Annotated in this window: 16 protein-coding genes and 3 pseudogenes; 7 read left to right on the forward strand and 12 right to left on the reverse strand. The window is 50.7% G+C overall.

Features of this window, described 5'->3' with window-relative positions; translation table 11 throughout:
• Window positions 1-114 (reverse strand): annotated as a pseudogene (locus tag RIFP1SYM_RS19150) (DUF6394 family protein); the annotation flags it as partial.
• A gap of 219 nt (window positions 115-333) precedes the next feature.
• Here RIFP1SYM_RS19150 and RIFP1SYM_RS12270 point away from each other — a divergent pair.
• Window positions 334-1,290: a chemotaxis protein gene (locus RIFP1SYM_RS12270; protein WP_005965188.1), complete on the forward strand. Its 957-nt coding sequence runs from the start codon at window positions 334-336 to the stop codon at window positions 1,288-1,290.
• Window positions 1,291-1,456: 166 nt separating this feature from the next.
• Here RIFP1SYM_RS12270 and RIFP1SYM_RS12275 read toward each other — a convergent pair whose 3' ends face one another.
• Window positions 1,457-2,362, reverse strand: coding sequence for a phosphate ABC transporter substrate-binding protein (locus RIFP1SYM_RS12275; RefSeq protein WP_005965190.1), 906 nt, complete (start codon window positions 2,360-2,362; stop codon window positions 1,457-1,459).
• Between the two features lie 184 nt (window positions 2,363-2,546).
• Between RIFP1SYM_RS12275 and RIFP1SYM_RS12280 the strand changes: the two genes are divergently transcribed.
• From RIFP1SYM_RS12280 to RIFP1SYM_RS19050, 5 genes and pseudogenes are all read left to right on the forward strand, one after another.
• Complete coding sequence (locus tag RIFP1SYM_RS12280) at window positions 2,547-2,744, forward strand: hypothetical protein (RefSeq protein ID WP_005965191.1); 198 nt, start codon at window positions 2,547-2,549, stop codon at window positions 2,742-2,744.
• A complete protein-coding gene (locus RIFP1SYM_RS12285; protein ID WP_005965192.1) occupies window positions 2,734-5,697 on the forward strand; it encodes a sensor histidine kinase in 2,964 nt (987 codons plus the stop codon). The genes RIFP1SYM_RS12280 and RIFP1SYM_RS12285 overlap by 11 nt, the downstream gene beginning before the upstream one ends.
• Window positions 5,675-7,015, forward strand: coding sequence for a sigma-54-dependent transcriptional regulator (locus RIFP1SYM_RS12290; protein ID WP_005965193.1), 1,341 nt, complete (start codon window positions 5,675-5,677; stop codon window positions 7,013-7,015). Before RIFP1SYM_RS12285 ends, RIFP1SYM_RS12290 begins: the two co-directional genes overlap by 23 nt.
• A 172-nt stretch (window positions 7,016-7,187) precedes the next feature.
• Window positions 7,188-7,469, forward strand: coding sequence for a hypothetical protein (locus RIFP1SYM_RS17540; protein WP_138921701.1), 282 nt, complete (start codon window positions 7,188-7,190; stop codon window positions 7,467-7,469).
• 12 nt (window positions 7,470-7,481) lie between these two features.
• A pseudogene (locus RIFP1SYM_RS19050) lies at window positions 7,482-7,806 on the forward strand (transposase); the annotation flags it as partial.
• 46 nt (window positions 7,807-7,852) lie between these two features.
• Here RIFP1SYM_RS19050 and RIFP1SYM_RS17055 read toward each other — a convergent pair.
• The 6 genes from RIFP1SYM_RS17055 to RIFP1SYM_RS17070 form a co-directional block, all read right to left on the reverse strand.
• The gene (locus RIFP1SYM_RS17055) at window positions 7,853-8,272 is read right to left on the reverse strand and encodes a hypothetical protein (RefSeq protein WP_081417755.1); all 420 of its coding nucleotides are present in this window, start codon (window positions 8,270-8,272) and stop codon (window positions 7,853-7,855) included.
• 130 nt (window positions 8,273-8,402) lie between these two features.
• The gene (locus RIFP1SYM_RS17060; RefSeq protein ID WP_081417756.1) at window positions 8,403-9,284 is read right to left on the reverse strand and encodes a M23 family metallopeptidase; all 882 of its coding nucleotides are present in this window, start codon (window positions 9,282-9,284) and stop codon (window positions 8,403-8,405) included.
• A 234-nt stretch (window positions 9,285-9,518) separates the two neighbouring features.
• On the reverse strand, window positions 9,519-10,622 hold the full coding sequence (locus tag RIFP1SYM_RS17065) for an MBL fold metallo-hydrolase (RefSeq protein ID WP_005965195.1): 1,104 nt from the start codon (window positions 10,620-10,622) through the stop codon (window positions 9,519-9,521).
• Between the two features lie 105 nt (window positions 10,623-10,727).
• Window positions 10,728-12,260, reverse strand: coding sequence for an IS1182 family transposase (locus RIFP1SYM_RS12305; protein WP_005965196.1), 1,533 nt, complete (start codon window positions 12,258-12,260; stop codon window positions 10,728-10,730).
• Window positions 12,261-12,391: 131 nt separating this feature from the next.
• Window positions 12,392-12,985, reverse strand: a complete 594-nt coding sequence (locus tag RIFP1SYM_RS12310) for a class I SAM-dependent methyltransferase (protein ID WP_081417758.1) — start codon at window positions 12,983-12,985, stop codon at window positions 12,392-12,394.
• Between the two features lie 91 nt (window positions 12,986-13,076).
• Window positions 13,077-13,502: a DUF2784 domain-containing protein gene (locus tag RIFP1SYM_RS17070; RefSeq protein ID WP_081417759.1), complete on the reverse strand. Its 426-nt coding sequence runs from the start codon at window positions 13,500-13,502 to the stop codon at window positions 13,077-13,079.
• Between the two features lie 295 nt (window positions 13,503-13,797).
• On the opposite strand from RIFP1SYM_RS17070, the pseudogene RIFP1SYM_RS12320 reads away from it, so the two are divergent.
• A pseudogene (locus RIFP1SYM_RS12320) lies at window positions 13,798-14,747 on the forward strand (IS110 family transposase).
• Window positions 14,748-14,787: 40 nt separating this feature from the next.
• Here RIFP1SYM_RS12320 and can read toward each other — a convergent pair.
• The 4 genes from can to RIFP1SYM_RS18255 form a co-directional block, all read right to left on the reverse strand.
• On the reverse strand, window positions 14,788-15,390 hold the full coding sequence (gene can, locus RIFP1SYM_RS17075) for a carbonate dehydratase (protein ID WP_010083146.1): 603 nt from the start codon (window positions 15,388-15,390) through the stop codon (window positions 14,788-14,790).
• A 116-nt stretch (window positions 15,391-15,506) separates the two neighbouring features.
• Window positions 15,507-15,905, reverse strand: coding sequence for a phosphate-starvation-inducible protein PsiE (locus RIFP1SYM_RS12325; protein ID WP_039960438.1), 399 nt, complete (start codon window positions 15,903-15,905; stop codon window positions 15,507-15,509).
• A gap of 144 nt (window positions 15,906-16,049) precedes the next feature.
• Window positions 16,050-16,781, reverse strand: a complete 732-nt coding sequence (locus tag RIFP1SYM_RS17080; protein WP_005965199.1) for a carbonic anhydrase — start codon at window positions 16,779-16,781, stop codon at window positions 16,050-16,052.
• Window positions 16,782-16,798: 17 nt separating this feature from the next.
• Window positions 16,799-16,997 (reverse strand): hypothetical protein (locus RIFP1SYM_RS18255; protein WP_240992107.1); only part of this gene is annotated, 199 nt, incomplete at its 5' end.

Genomic DNA, 16,997 nt, shown 5'->3' on the forward strand with positions numbered 1-16,997 from the left:
CAGCTCATAGACATGGTGGTGGGCGGGATTGTCAATTTCCCCAACAAAAAAACCGAAATTAAGTGTCAACGAAAGAACGATAAAAAAACCGAACAACACCTTCTCGGGATTCATCTTTGCTTACCTTGGTTACAATCAGAAAATGTCAGGGCAGACCACCACATAGATTGAAGCATAGCTGCGCCAGCAAGGAGAGCGCAGTCTGCTCCATCAGTCAAAAATATCCTAAAGCCTGAATAAAAACGACCGCTATAAACGGTGATCAGCAGTCTTTTGAGGGCGCCGTATTGCAGGCATCAAAGGACTGGTCCATCCATTACCGAGTGAACGCAGATGGCAACATTCATCAAATCCGTGGACGACAGAACCCGCTTGGCGGGCACCAACCGGCTTGAAGTGCTGCTGTTCAGCCTCGGGCACGACGCAAACACCGGACGCGAAGAGACATTTGGTGTCAATGTTTTCAAGGTTCGCGAGGTGATGCTGGTACCTCAGATCACCCACGCCCCTGAGATGCCCCCCTCGGTAGAAGGTATGGTCAGTCTGCGTGGCAACATGATTCCGGTCATCAACCTGCCAAAATTCTGTGGCGTACAGACTGACGAGAAACCCGGCATCCTGATCATCACCGAATACAACAAAAACGTGCAGGGGTTTCTGGTCCACTCGGTTGACACCATCGAACGACTCGCCTGGGAGAATGTCAGGGTACCGCCGCCGATGATGGTACAGCAGCATGGCGGACTGGTTACCGCAGTTACCGAGCTGAAGGATGGTCGGCTGGTGATGATCATGGATGTGGAGATGGTACTCGCTCAGACTTCCGGATTCGGTCAGAGCGAAGAGCTCTTCGAAGGCATCCCAAGAATGGAAGAGGAAGGCATTACCATCCTGTTCGCCGATGACTCGGTGGTCGCCCGGGACCAGATCATCCGCACGCTCGATCATATGGGGATCAAGTACATCAGCACCGCCAACGGATCGGAGGCTTGGGCAAGAATACGTGAAATTGCCAATCGGGCAGAGGCAACGGGGCATAAAAGCAGCGACTATATCCAGTTGATTCTTACCGACGTCGAGATGCCGGAGATGGATGGTTACGTGCTTACCAAAAAGATCAAGGAGGACTCCCGATTGAACGATATTCCGGTCATCATGCACTCGTCACTCTCTGCCGACGCTAACCAGGAACTCGGACGCGGTGTCGGTGCTGATGCCTATGTGCCAAAGTTCGAACCCACTGAACTGGCCGTCAAGCTACGCCAGATGCTGGCAAAGAACAAAGCTTGACGCTTACTCCACAAGAAACCCCTTTATATGGACGCAGCCCGTTCGCCAAGCGAAACCTGCTGGCAAAGAGTATCGATTGCGTACGCAGGATCTTGCGTGGGGGCGATACCACTCTGCTGCGCAAGCAGCCCAAGCTACATATAGGCCTGGCCCTCCGCTAAACGGGCTAGTTTTCATCCTGCCTCAGCTTATCAAGTCGCATCTTCCGACTGGCCCGTTGCTGCTGGTGTAGTTTGCCGGCCAGGTGGAGCCCATCCATGTAGGGCACAACTCCATTATGCCGGATGACCTCCCGACCTAACGGGCTGTTGGCGAACTGGATAAACTTCATCACCTTAGCGCGGTTTGTGCCCCTGAGATTAGTTACCAGATAGAGCGGTCGATAAAGCAAATAGGCTCCCGATTTGATATTTTCATAGCTGGGGAATTTGCCTTCCAGTTTGAGGATTTTAACATTACGTTTCCTGGCGCTACTGACACCGGTGATTGCCAGACTGTTGAGATTGTTTCCAACCGCCTGTTCCAACGGACCTGATGAGGGGAATATGTTGTCAGAGGCGAACTCCATGTTAGGCGCAGCAAAAAGATACTCCCGGATAGCGTGGCCCACACCTGATATCTTGCCCTTCCGAATCAACAGCTCGATTGGCTGGTCAGTTCCACCCAGCTGCTTCCAGTTGGTGATTTTACCCTTGTAGATTGCTCTCAGATCCTCCAGTGATATATCGTTCACCGGGTTCTTCTTATGGGTGATGACCACCAGCGCATCCCAGGCAACGGGGTGGAATTGAACCGATCTCTCCGCCGGATGCCCCCACAGTTTATTGCGGCAACTGCCACCTATATCAACCTTGTTGGCAGCGACCTGACGAATGCCCTTTGTAGCGCCTCCGCCGGAAAGCTGGATCTCTGTTCCAGTCTCCCGTTGATAGGCTTTGCTCAACTCGGCCATAAAGGCCTTTTTAGTAATGCCACAACCAACCCAGGTCAGAGTGTCGCTGCAAGCTGGAAATGTCGCAAAGCAGAGCAAACCGGCATAAACGATATAGCGGACAGTACGACTCAAGCGCATATCTCCTCCACCGGACTCCCTTCCGCTCTGAATGATTGGATGACCTGCCGATTGTCATACCGATTGAAGCTGCAAACAATTGTGGTTATTACTGATGTATAGTCAACATTCAGTCCCCCACAGGCAAAAAGCATCTGATTTTCCGATCGTTGTTACTATAGGTAACAAATGCTAGGCTTCCGGGATGAGCATCCGCCCTCCTCCCGGCCCAGGCTACGATAAAACCCTGATCCTGTTTCTGCTGGCCTGCACCCTCTTCAGCGGTCCGGTCCTCAGCTGGTGGACCGGCAGCGACTCACCTTGGTATATACCCTATCTGATCTGGCTGCTGGTGATCCTGTTCGGCGCCCTGCTACAGAGGCGAACCCCTGATGACCCATGAGCTGGGCATCCTGTTCGGTGCCGGTTTCATCTATCTGCTGCTGCTGTTCCTGGTCGCCTACGCCGCAGACAGCGGCCGTATCCCGGAGCGCTTGATTCGCCACCCACTGGTCTACGCACTCTCACTTGGTGTCTATGCCACCTCATGGAGCTACTATGGCAGCGTCGGTTTTGCCCAGTCCGAAGGCTACCTGTTCCTCACCATCTATATCGGCGTCACCCTTGCCTTTGCCCTGACGCCGGTACTGCTGCAACCGATTCTTCGCCTGACCCGGGAATATCAGCTCACCTCACTGGCCGACCTGTTTGCGTTCCGCTTCCGCAGCCAGCTGGCCGGCGTGTTAGTCACCCTGTTCATGCTGATCGGCACCCTGCCCTACATCGCGCTGCAGATTCGCGCGGTGACCGAGTCGATGCGGATCTTGACTCAGGAGGCCACCCCCCAGGTGTTGGCGTTTGGTTTCTGTCTCACCCTGATCCTGTTTGCCATCCTATTCGGTGCACGCCACGTCTCTCCCCGAGAGAAACACCAGGGGCTGGTAGTAGCAATCGCCTTCGAATCACTGGTCAAACTGTTGGCGTTGATCACTATCGGCCTGTTCGCTCTGTTTGGCATCTTCTCCGGACCCAGTGAGCTCAATCAGTGGCTGGCGGCCAACCCGCAGGCCGTCGACAGCCTCTACCGGCCGGTCCGTGAAGGCCCTTGGCTGACCCTGCTGTTTCTCGCCTTCGCCGCCGCCTTCCTGCTGCCACGCCAGTTCCATATGCTGTTTGCTGAGAACCTTGACCCCAGGGCGATCCGCACCGCCAGCTGGGCCTTTCCGCTCTACCTGTTCCTGATCAACCTGGCAATCCCACCGATCCTCTGGGCTGGCAGCCGCGCTGGCGTCAGCCTGGATGCGGACTACTTCGTACTCGGCATCACCCTCGACAGTGGCACCAGCTGGCTGCCCACTCTCGCCTTCATCGGCGGTGTCTCCGCCGCCAGCGCGATGGTCATCGTCACCACTGTGGCGCTCTCCTCAATGGTGCTCAACCATATCCTGCTGCCCTGGGTCTACCCCTATCCCCAGGTCAATCTCTACCGCTGGCTGCAGAGTTCACGCCGGGTGATAATCGGCGCCATCATCCTCGCCGGCTACGCCTTCTACGTCCTCTTACAACAGAACCAGCGACTGGTGGAACTGGGGCTGATCTCGTTCGTCGCAGTGGCCCAGTTTTTACCCGGCATCATCGGCCTGCTCTATTGGAAACGCGCCAACCGCAACGGCTTCATCGCCGGTCTGATGGGCGGCATGCTGGTATGGGGCATCACCCTGCTGGTGCCGTTGCTCGATGCATCCGGTTTCATCCGTTCCGAGATCGACATCACGACCATGCAGACAATCACCGGCCTGTCAAAGTGGGAGTTCTCTAGCTTCTTTTCAATCAGTCTCAATCTGCTGCTGTTTGTCACCGGTTCCCTGCTCACCCGGCAGAGCCGTGGTGAACGCGATGCCGCCGGCGCCTGTTGTACCGAGTCATTCACTCCCTTAAGCGGCGTGGTCAGTGCCAGCAGCACCGAGCAGTTCACCCAGGAACTCTCCCTGGTTCTAGGCTGGGAGGCTGCAGAAAAAGAGGTGCAGCAGGCCCTCAGCGACCTTGGCATGTCGCCTACCGAGACCCGCCCGGCAGAGCTTCGACAACTGCGCGAGCGCATCGAACGCAACCTCTCCGGTCTGATTGGGCCACAGCTGGCCCACATCATCATCAATCGCCGCCTCAGCCTGGATACCCATGCCAAGACCGCACTGGCCGATTCGATGCGCTATGTGGAGGAGCGGCTGGAGGAGTCGCGCTCCCGCCTGCAGGGCATGACCGCTGACCTCGACAACCTGCGCCGCTACCAGCGCCAGATCCTGCTCGACCTGCCGCTCGGCGTCTGCACCGTCGACCGTGAGCACAGTGTGGTGATCTGGAACCTGGCGATGGAGGTGATGACCGACCTGCCCGCCAAGGATGCAGTCGGTGTCACCCTACACCGGCTGCCTGCCCCCTGGGGCAACCTGCTGAGCGGTTTTGCCAGCGCCCAGGATCTGCACATCCACCACATGGAGGTGAAACATCAAGGCAAATCCCGCTGGTTCAACCTGCACAAGGCGACCATCCCCTCACCGGTACCGGCCGATCATCCAGTTGAGCAGGCACGCACCAGCCAGGTGATGCTGCTGGAGGATCTCACTAATCTGGAGACCCTGGAGGCGGAGCTGGAGCACAGCGACCGACTCGCCTCCATTGGCCGCCTTGCCGCCGGCGTCGCCCACGAGATCGGCAACCCGGTCACCGGCATCGCCTCGCTGGCACAGAATCTGCGCCACGAGCGGGAGCCCGAGCTGATCGACGAGAGCATCGAGGAGATCCTGCGTCAGACCCAGCGCATCAGCACTATCATCCAGACCCTGATGAACTTCAGCCGCAGCGACCCGCTGGGCAAAAACTTCCACCAGTTTCCACTGCGCGAGGTGGTGGATGAGGCGATCCGGCTGGTGCGGCTCACCCGCAACGGCCGCCAGGTGGAGTGTCTCAACGCCGCACCGGCAGGCCTGGCACTGTTTGGCGACCGCCAGAGCCTCTCCCAGGTGCTGGTCAATCTCTTCAGTAACGCCTGTGATGCCTCCGTCCCCGGCGACCGGGTGGAACTGCTGGCGCGGGAGAACGGTAAACGCGTCATCATCGAGATACTGGATCAGGGCTGCGGTATCGACGAGCAGCAGCAGGCCTTCATCTTCGAACCCTTCTTCACCACAAAACCGGTCGGCGAAGGTACCGGCCTTGGCCTCGCCATGGCCTACAAGATCATCAGCGATCACAACGGTAGCATCGAGCTCGACTCGCAGCCCGGCGTAGGCACACGGGTGATCATCGAACTACCGAAACAGGCGGAGAGTATCCATGCCGCAGATACTGATCATTGAAGACGAGGCGGTGATCCGCACTGCCTTGCGACGCCTGCTGGAGCGCCACGGTTTCCAGATAGCCGAGGCCGGCTCAGTGGAGGAGACCGAGGCCCTTGATCTGAACGGCTTCGACCTGATCATCTCCGACCTGCGCCTGCCCGGTGCGGCGGGTACCGAGATCATCCAGCACGCCGATGAGGTGCCGGTGCTGATCATGACCAGCTACGCCAGCGTGCGCTCAGCGGTTGAGGCGATGAAACAGGGCGCTGCCGACTATATCGCCAAACCCTTCGACCATGACGAATTGCTGTTGCTGGTGCGCCGGCTGTTGCGGCAGTCCCAGCAGCAGCGCCAGCAGGCCATCCTCAAGTCGGAGATGGAGAAGCACTACCCAGTAAAAGGGATGGTCGGCAGCTGCGATGCAATGCGCGATGTCTGCCGGCGCATCGAAAAGGTCGCCCCCACCGATGCCACGGTGCTGATCCTGGGTGAGTCGGGCACCGGCAAGGAGCTGGTCGCCCGCGCCCTGCACGAACAGAGTCGACGCAACCAGGCCCCCTTCATCGCCTTCAATTGCGCCGCCATCCCCGAACATCTGATTGAAAGTGAACTATTTGGCCATCTGCAGGGCGGTAATGGTAGTCAACCCGGGCTGCTGAAGCAGGCCAATGGCGGCACCCTATTTCTCGATGAGGTCGGCGAACTACCGCAGACGGCCCAAGCACGCCTGCTGCGCCTGCTGCAGAGTAGTGACAACTACGCCGCCGGGTCAGACCCGACAAGCCGGCTCGATGTGCGCATCGTCGCCGCCACCCACCAGGATCTGCGCCAACTGGTGCAGGAACAGAGCTTTCGCAGCGACCTCTACTTCCGCCTGCGGGTGGTCGAGATGGTGCTGCCACCGCTGCGCGAACGGGGCAACGACATCCAGGCGCTCTCCCGTTTTCTGCTCGACAAGACGTGCAAAAAGCTCAACAAACCCCGCATCAACCTCAGCCGGGACGCACTGACATCAATCAAGCGCTACCACTGGCCCGGCAATGTACGGGAACTCGCCAACGCCATCGAACGGGCAGTAATCCTGTGCGATGGGGAGACCATCACCCCCGACCTGCTAGCCATCGACCACCAAGTCGCCACCCGGCGGCGCAAGTCAGACCAGCGCGGCGAGCAACTCTCACTGGAGCAGTACTTTCGACAATTCGTGCTGGAAAATCAGGACCAGATGACCGAGACCGAGATGGCCCGCCAGCTCGGCATCAGTCGCAAGGCGCTATGGGAGAGACGGCAGCGATTTGGGATACCGCGGGAGAAGAAAAAACGGATAACAGATTAGATATCTGCGCCATTAAATTATCACGCAAGTCACTGTATTTATTATAATAATTCGAACTTATCACAAGCAATCGAGAGCTGGAAATGCATCACAATCCCATCTCGGAGACAATGGAAAAGAGAATTATCCTGAAGGTCATTTGAGAAGATCTATAGGCCGATAAAGACACTTATTGGCTCTGATGCGTTTCGCCGGGAAGCGCCGAACAGATTTCACGCGGAAACGGTCCCTTCCCTTTGAGCATCTGATTCCGTTAATGCTGAACTTTCGAAAGAGCACACCACAAGACGAGCTGGACCAGTTTTTTGAAACCATAGGCGACGGGAAACCACTCCCCCGGATCACGGCATCGGCCTTCTGTCAGGCGAGGCGCAAGCTGAAGCACGAATCATTTATCCAACTCAATGAAGCGCTGCTGGAGAGTGCAGAAAAGCAGATGGGACAAAGGCGCTGACAAGATTATCGATTGCTCGCTGACCTGCCAGAGCTGGGTAAACTCAAGCCAAAGCAGATAGCTGCCTTGACTGGCGTTGCCCCTTTCAACCGTGACAGCGGGCGTTTGCGTGGCAAGCGTCGTATTCGTGGTGGCAGAAGCCAGTGTGCGAACTGTGCTGCACATGGGCGCCCTCTCCTCGATTCAGTGTAATCCTATCCTACGGCGTTTTTATAACCGCCTGGTTGCCCAAGGCACGCATAAAAAGATCGCCATCACAGCCTGCACTCGGAAGCTGATTGTTATCCTCAATGCCATGGTCCGGGACCAACGTAAATGGAATGAAAATATGGCTTAATAGGTTGACTTAGGGCCACAGTTGCTTGTTATGTGTAACTTATAATTTACTTAGAGGCTGCAAAACCTTGTTTAATACTTCCTCGAACTGGACGAGAAAAGAATGTTTTCTTTAGCAAATCAAGTGAAAATTGTTCACTACGATTCCATGGAAAAAGGGAAACACAGCGCGCCATAGTACAATAACCAAATATTATCTGTGCCCACGTACCTATGGTTGGGATCCAATATATCAATTGCAGTGGCTCTGGTAACGCAACAAGAAGAAGAATTAGATACCAAAACCGCACTTGAATAGGAAAGGCGGTAATACTACGTTCTCGAAGCACGAAGTGAAATAACTGAAACACAGTAAGGCCTATAGCAAGCATAAATCCTATCGGCTCTCCCAACACACCATATGTAAGCAGTCCTGCTGTTACCAACCAATACCACCAGCCGATATCTTTATACTCAATCATGAACATATAAATACCCTCAGTTTAAAATCACACATAACGTTGCAAATAACCGAATCACAAAAGACGTCAGCCTTTTGTGATTCAAGTTTATTTCTCTTGTTAGGCCATTCCACGTAATTCAACTATTAAGTTTGTACTATTTACAAACATACGGCCAAATACGCTTAGTGTCAGATGGTGCCAATATTCCATCAGCATTCATGTAAGGTATTGGTACCCATTTTTGATCACCCAGTAGCTTTGCCAAGGATAGTGATTCATACGGTGGATCAAGACGATAAAACGCATTCGGATCCATAAAATATCCGTCTTTTGGTGTTACCACTACTCCATCATTAGACCATTCTGGGTACTTGCTGTAGAGAACGGCAAAGTGTAACGCATCACGACGCACTCTTCTTCCCATCTTTCCAGTATTTGCCGTTTTTCCAATCTCATCTCCCATCTTGACATTCGTACCAATTGACAACGTTGGCATCTCCTGGAGATGAGTGTACTGTGAATACGTCCAAAATGGCAGACCTGTCTGCTCTGGAGTATGCCTCAAAATTATTTCGATACCTTTTCTATTAAACTCATTTAAGAATTTACCCACAACAACACCGTTGGCGATAGCCCTCACTGGTGTTCCTCTTGGTTGAGGGATATCAATTCCTTTATGTAATGCTGGACGCTTGCGTTTGTATGAATAGTCAATTGCCCATTTTTCACTATCAATTTCTGGGCAATCTCCTCCATCAATAAAATCTGGCCTCAGATAGGTCTCGACAACTCCTCTAGACTTTTGAATAGCAACATTATCAGCTTCCCCTACGCCTTTGTATTTACCCACCATCTTGCGAATTTCATCATTAATCTGACTTGGTGAGACGAAGCCGTCTAGCTTCTCACAGGACTTACATGATGCAGAGAATTGCATTTCTTTATAACCCTTACGTGACTCTTTCACGCACCCTGCAGTCAATATCACCAAGGCCATTGCTATGCCTACATAAACTAACTTCTTTGCATTTTTCATTCTATGTTCTCCCAAAGCCCTCTCAATAACATGCTAGACGCCAGGCATATTAACCGCCTAACGCCTCACATCAGCGGCAGAAAAAAGCAGAGCGACGAGGTACGATGAGCGCTGCTTTTTGCTGTCCGCTGCATGTGATTGTTAGATTTTTTTGTTAATAAATAGCCTATCAATATTATTTTCTTGGATTGAAAGATGCTTCGTTTGCCATGATCGCTAAGGTATAATTTTTTGTTAAAGAGGTCTGGTTTCTCCAATTTTCATAACCCATAGTTCTTCCTCGGCGAATCCATTATACAATCCTGCTCTGCTAAAACGCCTTGGTGGTTCCCACGGCGGTTCATCAGATAAATTAATAGTCCCCCAATGTGATGCTATTAAGGTATTTGCGCCAACTTCCTTCCCCACTGTAACTGCTTCTTCAGGAGTAACATGTGACATCCACATCAATTTCCTTGGTTCATAAGCGCTTATTGGTATAATTGCATAATCAAATGGGCCATATCGGCTGCCAATCTGTTTGAAAATAGTATTTGAATATCCGGTATCACCAATAAAGTAAATTTTATTTTTAGGGCCTAGTATTACCCATGATGCCCATAATGTTTTGTTTTGATCGTCTGTACTTCGCGCGGAATCGTGAACAGCAGGTAAAGCAATTAACTTTATGTTGCCAATGGATATCTGATCGTTCCAGTCTAATTCTGTTACGTTTATATACCCTCTCTCAGTAAAAAACGATTTTAGACCAAAGGGTACCACTACTTGAATTGCATCTTTATTTGCTAAGGAGTTAACGGTTTCATCATCTAAATGGTCGTAATGGTTATGTGAAACAATCACAATATCTATAGATGGAAGTTTATCTAAAGGGATCCCAGGCGGTACAAACCGCCTGGGGCCAGCCCAAGAAATGGGACTAGCAAAATCCGTTAAAAAAGGATCTGTCAGGATTGTTTTTCCTGCAATTCTAATAAGAAAACTCGCTTGGCCTAACCAGGTTACTCGGTCGCCTTCAACAGAATTTAGAAGTTGCAAAGCTTCAAATTCAGGTAGCACATGCCCATCTGGGACATCTGGGAGAAAAACTGAATCCCAAAATCTACGCAGATAAAAAAAAGTGCCTTTAGGTGCGGCTGTTTGCACAGGGGGATAATTTTGAAAGCCGGCTGAAGTTTGATGCCTATGTTTGTTATCCATTTCTTTGTTGTTTTGATTTGACATAACAGAACATGCAAAAGACATAATTAATGTAAATGCTGCACCAGTGATAGCTTTTGTATGTTTTTTCATCTCTTCCAAATCTAACGAGCCTGTCGAAAAACCAAATTCAGACAAACACTCTTTTGTTCAGATTATTTCTGACAGCGCTCATTCATTGTTTTTTTGATTAGTCCGTAATTCTGTCTCTGAGCAGATTAATCTCGCACTCTGTCCTTCGGTTTACGCCCATTCCCATCCATATCGGTGAATCTTCAGGATGTTATGTAACATCATCATCAATTTCCACTGCCCATCCACCTTGCGCTTGCTTCGGAGACTGAATCGCTTGATGCCAACGGCATCGGTGATGTGACCAAACACCGGTTCTACAGTACCCAACCGCTGACTGTAGATATGTCGTCCCTCTGGGCTGTCAATCTTGCGCTTCATCCGTTCGATAACTCCCGCCTTCTGCTCCTGGGTAATGTCTAGTGCAACATTGATCTGTCGCGGGGTGTGCTGTTGTTCATTTCTGAGGCAGCGCTTCCTCAGTCCGCAATTATTACAGTCCTTTTCATAGGCCTGAAACTGCATGAACAGATGATGACCTATGCGGGCCCGCTTCGCCTTGAGCCACAGGGCATGTCCCGCAGGGCAGCGGCAGGTCCGCTTTTTTCGATCAATGATGAATTCACTCCGCGTAAAGCGTTCTTTATCCTTGCGTCTGTTTCTCTCCCTGGGTTCCTTATGATCCTTGAAGCGCGGATCGCGTGAGCGGAAGCCCGTATCGGCGATATAGGCATCGACGCCTTCGGCTTCGAGGTATTCGAGCATCTCGCGGTTATGGTAGCCGGAGTCGGCAGTGATTTTTGTCTTTTTCAGGGTGCTTTTCGATTTGCTGTCATTGAAGGTATCTCTGATGCCTTCGATAACAGGTTTAAGCAGTCCATGCTCCTGGCCCTGCCAAAACGCTTCGGCGTATATGACAACCTGGTTTTTGCTGTCGACCGCTGCCACTCCGGTGTAGCCCTGTATCACGCCATGGCTGGTCTTAATCTTGGCGCTTTCGTTGTCGGTTATATTGCTTTTGACCTCCCGTCCACTCACCCCTGTGCGCTCCGGCTCGGTATCCAGAAAGCGTTTGATCTTGCGCGAGACGGCGCGCAGTTTCTTGATCTGTTCGGCTTCATCATGCCTCTGGATGCCGGGGGATTGCTCTGCGCTGTCCTGCTCACGATGGCGTTGCAGCATGCGCCTTACCGCACGATCGATTTTCTGCCGCTTTTTCTTTAACTCCGTATGGGTGCCGCTCCACTCCTTTGAGGCATTGGAGGGTAGTTTGCAGCCATCTATGGCGAACATCTCTTTGCCGATCAGTCCCAGCTGATCACACATCAGGACAATCTGACTGAACAGATCAGCAACGGCCTCGGGGGAACGTGAGACAAAATCTGCCAGTGTACTGTGATCGGGTTGCAGGTCCGCCGACAGCGCCATGAAGATGATGTTCTCACGGCACAGCCGTTCGATCCGGCGGCTGCTGGTAATCCCTTTGGAATAGGCCAGAATGATGATCTTCAACAGCACCCTTGGATCATAGGCCGGGCGACCGTTTTCATCATTGCAGTAGTATTGATCGAAAGCGGATAAATCCAGTTCATTATCGATCAGGTAAGCGAGGGAATATTCAAAACTGCCCGGCAGGATCTGACGCTCAAAGGAGACCGGGATCATTTTCATTTGATCATAATTGTAGTCCTTGTAACGAGCCATTCTCCCTTTCTCCCAGTTTGACTTAGTATGCTCGTATTCTACATTTGTAGGGGTTTTCCGACAGCCTCAACGTAGCAAATAACCGGTGCAAATTGAGCCCGAAAAATTTGCGTCCGTGTTGATTTTAGGTGTTAGGTACTGCTCTTCTCCCACTTGTAGACACGCATTGGCGGGATGTTGAGAAGTTCCACCATAATCTGCTCTGATCCTAAAAAGGGCCGACACAGGGAGGCGACACGCTTGCTTACCTGATACGCCACGAAGCGTCCGTTTGGGGCGAGCAGAGATGAAATCGCCTCGATAACTTGAGATCCTTCACTATGGTTCATAGTGGAAAAGGGAATACCAGAAATTACGGCCTCCGGAGCACCTAGTCCATACTTCGAAATGATTTCCTTCAGCCCGCACGCGTTACCCAAGTGTGCAATGAGTCGGTCGTCCTCAATGCTGCTAACCAAGGTGTGGAAATGCGAGTTAATTTCTATGCTCAAGAGCTTGGCATGCTGCGGCATCGCGCGCAGTATCGCTCGAGTTGTACCTCCTGTGCCGGAACCCAGCTCTACGATAGTCTTAGCTGAAGTGATCGCGGCGGCCTCCAAAATACGCCGCTCAAGGAAACGAGAGCTGGGAATGATCGACCCAACCTGAAGAGGATGTTTCAGAAATTCCTGAAAGAAGGCGAACCGGCCATTTATTAGGGAATTAACTGGCTTCATATTTGCCATCCACCTATCTCTTTCAACTTATTGTTAATGTCGTCTAACAGTTGAGTTAACCAGGAGGCGCGTTTTTACACCTATCTGATTTAACGATTTGTTAGGTGGCATGGTGGCTTGTAGATTTAGTAAAACCTCGCGGACGGATCCAAAACCAACTAGCACAGGCTACAGCACCGAATATCATATAACATATGGCAAAGACCCATGGTGGCGCTTGATAGTACAAAATATTTTCTATCCAGTATGACATGAAGGAACTGGAATATATGGTATCGCTGCCCCGTGAACGTAGCGCCATTTCAATTGTAGTGAGCGGACATATAACGCCAAGCCACGACTGAATGACGACCACACCAATCACTACAAGATGCATTAACCTAAACCAAGGATTGCGGATCCAAGACCATGCACGAGCCTTACCGATGAATATAAGAACCAAACCAATCACAATAAAGGCGACGATTAGCATGTGGAGCAGCAGGATTGTATCGGCCGCTAGCAGGAAGACTGTCGATGAATCCATTTGTGCCACCTAGCGTCGTGCATCAGCGACTGCCAAAAGTAGCACGCTTTTGCGTAAGCAAAATAAGTGACGCTTTTGGAAATCCGCTGGATGCACCTTGTATGGTTAAAACACATCCCTATAAGCGAGTTAGACTAGGCCCATAACCTGTAGCCGCAGGTTATCGGAGTCCTAGCCCGATGATGGCCTCGCCGAGACAGTTAACAAGCGTGTGGCGCGACTCCGATTCGATCGATAACTCGAACAGTCGAATGGGCCCATAGCCCGAATTTAGCAAGGCGGAGGTGTTTCTACCATGACCACAGCCAATCTCTCGGGTATCAATGTCGGTATTGACGTCGGTAAAGACCGGCTCGATGTCTATGTGCGCAAACTGGACACGGCTTTCAGCTTGCCCAATACACCCCAAGGCGCGAAGCGTCTCGCTCAAACGCTGCAATCAGATGTGATCGAGCGGGCGTCATCGAAGCGACGGGACGCTACGAGCGCCACTTTGTCGAAGCAGCGAGCACGGTCGGCTTGCCTGTCGTTGTCGCCAATCCACTTCAGGTCCGACGCTATGCCGGTGCGATCGGCCTGTTGGCCAAGACCGATGCGTTCGATGCTCGCCTTATCGCTGACTTCGACGCCATCGTAAAACCGCCTGTGCGACAACTGGTCGACACAAAGAGTCGTGAGATCAAGGATTTGCTGGTGCGGCGCCGGCAACTGGTCGCGATGGCCACGATGGAGAAGAATCGCCTCACCATCATGCCGAAAGCCCTGTTGCCTGATATCCACCGCCATCTTCAGCACCTCAACCGGCAGATCGAAAAAATCGATGCCACGCTCGAAGCCGCTGTCAGGGCGGCGCCTGAGTGGGCCAAGACCCGAGAGATTCTGCTTTCTGTGCCAGGGGTGGGGCCAACCACTCTGTATACCCTGCTCGCTGACCTGCCAGAGCTGGGTAGACTCAAGCCAAAGCAGATAGCTGCCTTGACTGGCGTTGCCCCTTTCAACCGTGACAGCGGGCGTTTGCGTGGCAAGCGTCGTATCCGCGGTGGCAGAGCCAGTGTGCGAACTGTGCTCTACATGGGCGTCCTGTCCTCGATTCAGTGTAATCCCATTCTACGGCGTTTTTATAACCGCCTGGTTGCCCAAGGCAAGCATAAAAAGGTCGCCATCACGGCCTGCATCCGAAAGCTGATCGTTATCCTCAACGCCATGGTCCGGGACCAACAGAAATGGAATGAAAATATGGATTAATAGGTTGAATTTGGACCACAGTCGCTTGTTATATGCAAACTTATACGTCTTTTGATGTAACGCAGGCACTTAAATCTTTAAGAATCCCATTTTCAATACTGTAAATCCAACCATGAATAGAAAGCTCTTTTCCTTGTTTCCATGCATTCTGGACAATAGTTGTATTACAAATGTTTGTAACTTGCTCTCTTACATTGAGCTCACAGAGCAAATCTAACTTCTCGTTATGCTCAAGCCCATCAAATTGTCCAGAATTGAAGCGTATGACATCCTTAATATGACGCAACCAATTATCGATAAGTCCATGCTCGTGATTTTCCAGCGCCGCCTTTACACCACCACACCCATAGTGGCCGCAAATAATAATATGCTTGACCTTTAGCACCTCAACAGCAAACTGTATTACGGACAGACAATTTAAATCTGTATGAACGACAACATTTGCAATATTACGATGAACAAATACCTCGCCAGGTTGTAAACCTGTTATTTGATTGGCTGGGACTCGACTATCTGAACAGCCAATCCACAGGTACTCGGGGGCCTGCTGCTTTGATAAGCGCGTGAAAAACTCTGGATCTTTCTCTTTGATTGATGTTGCCCATGCCAAATTGTTGTCAAACAGATGATTTAGTGTTTTCAACCGCAAAATTCCCCTCGTGCTTTCTTTCTACATATAACGCCTACATAACCTGCCACATTTTCTTACGAGCTATTTGTTTAGGCCGTAAGAAAATGTGGTCAGCGTTTATGTGATTGTTAGCTGTCTTTTTTATCATTATATGGAAACTTATTATGACCATATCTAATAGCTAATATAGATATAGAAATAAGGAGTACAGCACCTGCGAGACCAAGCATTCTTAGTGTATCAAGGTTCTTCATGTCAAGAATCACATATCGTGCTATCGCTACTATAGCAATATAAAGTGGAACACGGACAGGTAGCTGTCCTGTTTTAAGGTATATACCAATCATTGTTAAAACTTCAAGATATATAAAAAGTAACAAAAGATCTGCCAGTGTCACTTTCATGGCTTCAAACATTTGTATAACTTCAAAACCAATAGCAATTACTGTTGATAAAGCAATAATTAATAAACCTATATCTTCAACTATTGCCAGTACTTTATAACCAGATTCTTTTAAGTTACTCATTTATGCCTTCTTGTATCAGTACAGCTAACGACTCACATCACCGGCAGCCGAAAGTGGCGACGTTTTGTGCAAAATGAAGCGTAGCGGAATGCACAAACCGTGCGACACTTTTAGCTGTCCGAGTGCATGTGATTGTTATGCAATTTATTTTAGTATGGCCCGGGCATTGATGGCTTGCAATGGCCTATTATTTGGTTCATGCAGCACATGCTTGAATGCATTGATTTGTTCTTCTGATGCAGTGACTTCTTGTTTCATTACCAGCCAACGCACACCTTCAGAGCATGGTGGAGTAGTCAAAGAGCCGTTAAACCGATAGTAATCACGTTCTTTCGGCAGAATATCATCGACAGGGACCATTGCGGACAATAAATGCTTATCTCCTTCATATTTTGGCATCATTGCCCAAGCTTTTGTTAAACCTTTGTTTGCCGCACCTTCTTTAAACATGACTGCGACGACAGCCAAATTCCCGTTATTGTCTGCGTGAACAAGATGTGCTTCCAAAGGATAGGAATGCCCGTTGATATGGTTTTCACTAGGCGCGTGAAAATGGAACTGTAATAAATTAAATGTGGTTCCGTCGATTTTAATACTGCTGCCTTTTTTATAATTAACCTGAACAGTATGACCGTTATTTAGGATTTCATAGCCACCATTACTATAATTAAATGCAATAGGTATAAGTTCAGATTCAATAAAACCAGACAAATTGATCGGTGACTGGTTTTTCCCAGAACAAGCAAAATTGTCAGCACTCAAAGATGCCCAATGATTCGGCCCTTCATGGCCTGAATATCCCCAATGTGATTTACCCTCAGAAAACACACTGCCAGATGCCACCATTGCGCAAACGAAAACAATTGTCCGTTTCAAGACGATACTCCTATTTTTTAATTGCCGCTTGAAAGATCAACATCGCTCTTTGCGGCGCAAGAGAGATGTTTGTAAGCATAACATTTGGGCTTAGTGGCGACAAAAAGTGGAGCGAGGAACGAGCGGAGCTTTTTGACGTCCACTGCAGCCCATTGTTGGGCATAATTCTGTGCTGGCCTGTGTCCATAACTCAAAATACTCCCCTTCCCTGATGAT

Source organism: endosymbiont of Riftia pachyptila (vent Ph05), assembly GCF_000224455.1.
GTDB lineage: Bacteria > Pseudomonadota > Gammaproteobacteria > Chromatiales > Chromatiaceae > Endoriftia > Endoriftia persephonae.

Coding starts and splice junctions, on each gene's coding strand:
- RIFP1SYM_RS12270 (WP_005965188.1), top strand. CDS start 334: ATGGCAACATTCATCAAATCCGTGGACGACAGAACCCGCTTGGCGGGC.
- RIFP1SYM_RS12275 (WP_005965190.1), bottom strand. CDS start 2,362: ATGCGCTTGAGTCGTACTGTCCGCTATATCGTTTATGCCGGTTTGCTC.
- RIFP1SYM_RS12280 (WP_005965191.1), top strand. CDS start 2,547: ATGAGCATCCGCCCTCCTCCCGGCCCAGGCTACGATAAAACCCTGATC.
- RIFP1SYM_RS12285 (WP_005965192.1), top strand. CDS start 2,734: ATGACCCATGAGCTGGGCATCCTGTTCGGTGCCGGTTTCATCTATCTG.
- RIFP1SYM_RS12290 (WP_005965193.1), top strand. CDS start 5,675: ATGCCGCAGATACTGATCATTGAAGACGAGGCGGTGATCCGCACTGCC.
- RIFP1SYM_RS17055 (WP_081417755.1), bottom strand. CDS start 8,272: ATGTTCATGATTGAGTATAAAGATATCGGCTGGTGGTATTGGTTGGTA.
- RIFP1SYM_RS17060 (WP_081417756.1), bottom strand. CDS start 9,284: ATGAAAAATGCAAAGAAGTTAGTTTATGTAGGCATAGCAATGGCCTTG.
- RIFP1SYM_RS12305 (WP_005965196.1), bottom strand. CDS start 12,260: ATGGCTCGTTACAAGGACTACAATTATGATCAAATGAAAATGATCCCG.
- RIFP1SYM_RS12310 (WP_081417758.1), bottom strand. CDS start 12,985: ATGGCAAATATGAAGCCAGTTAATTCCCTAATAAATGGCCGGTTCGCC.
- RIFP1SYM_RS17070 (WP_081417759.1), bottom strand. CDS start 13,502: ATGGATTCATCGACAGTCTTCCTGCTAGCGGCCGATACAATCCTGCTG.
- RIFP1SYM_RS12325 (WP_039960438.1), bottom strand. CDS start 15,905: ATGAGTAACTTAAAAGAATCTGGTTATAAAGTACTGGCAATAGTTGAA.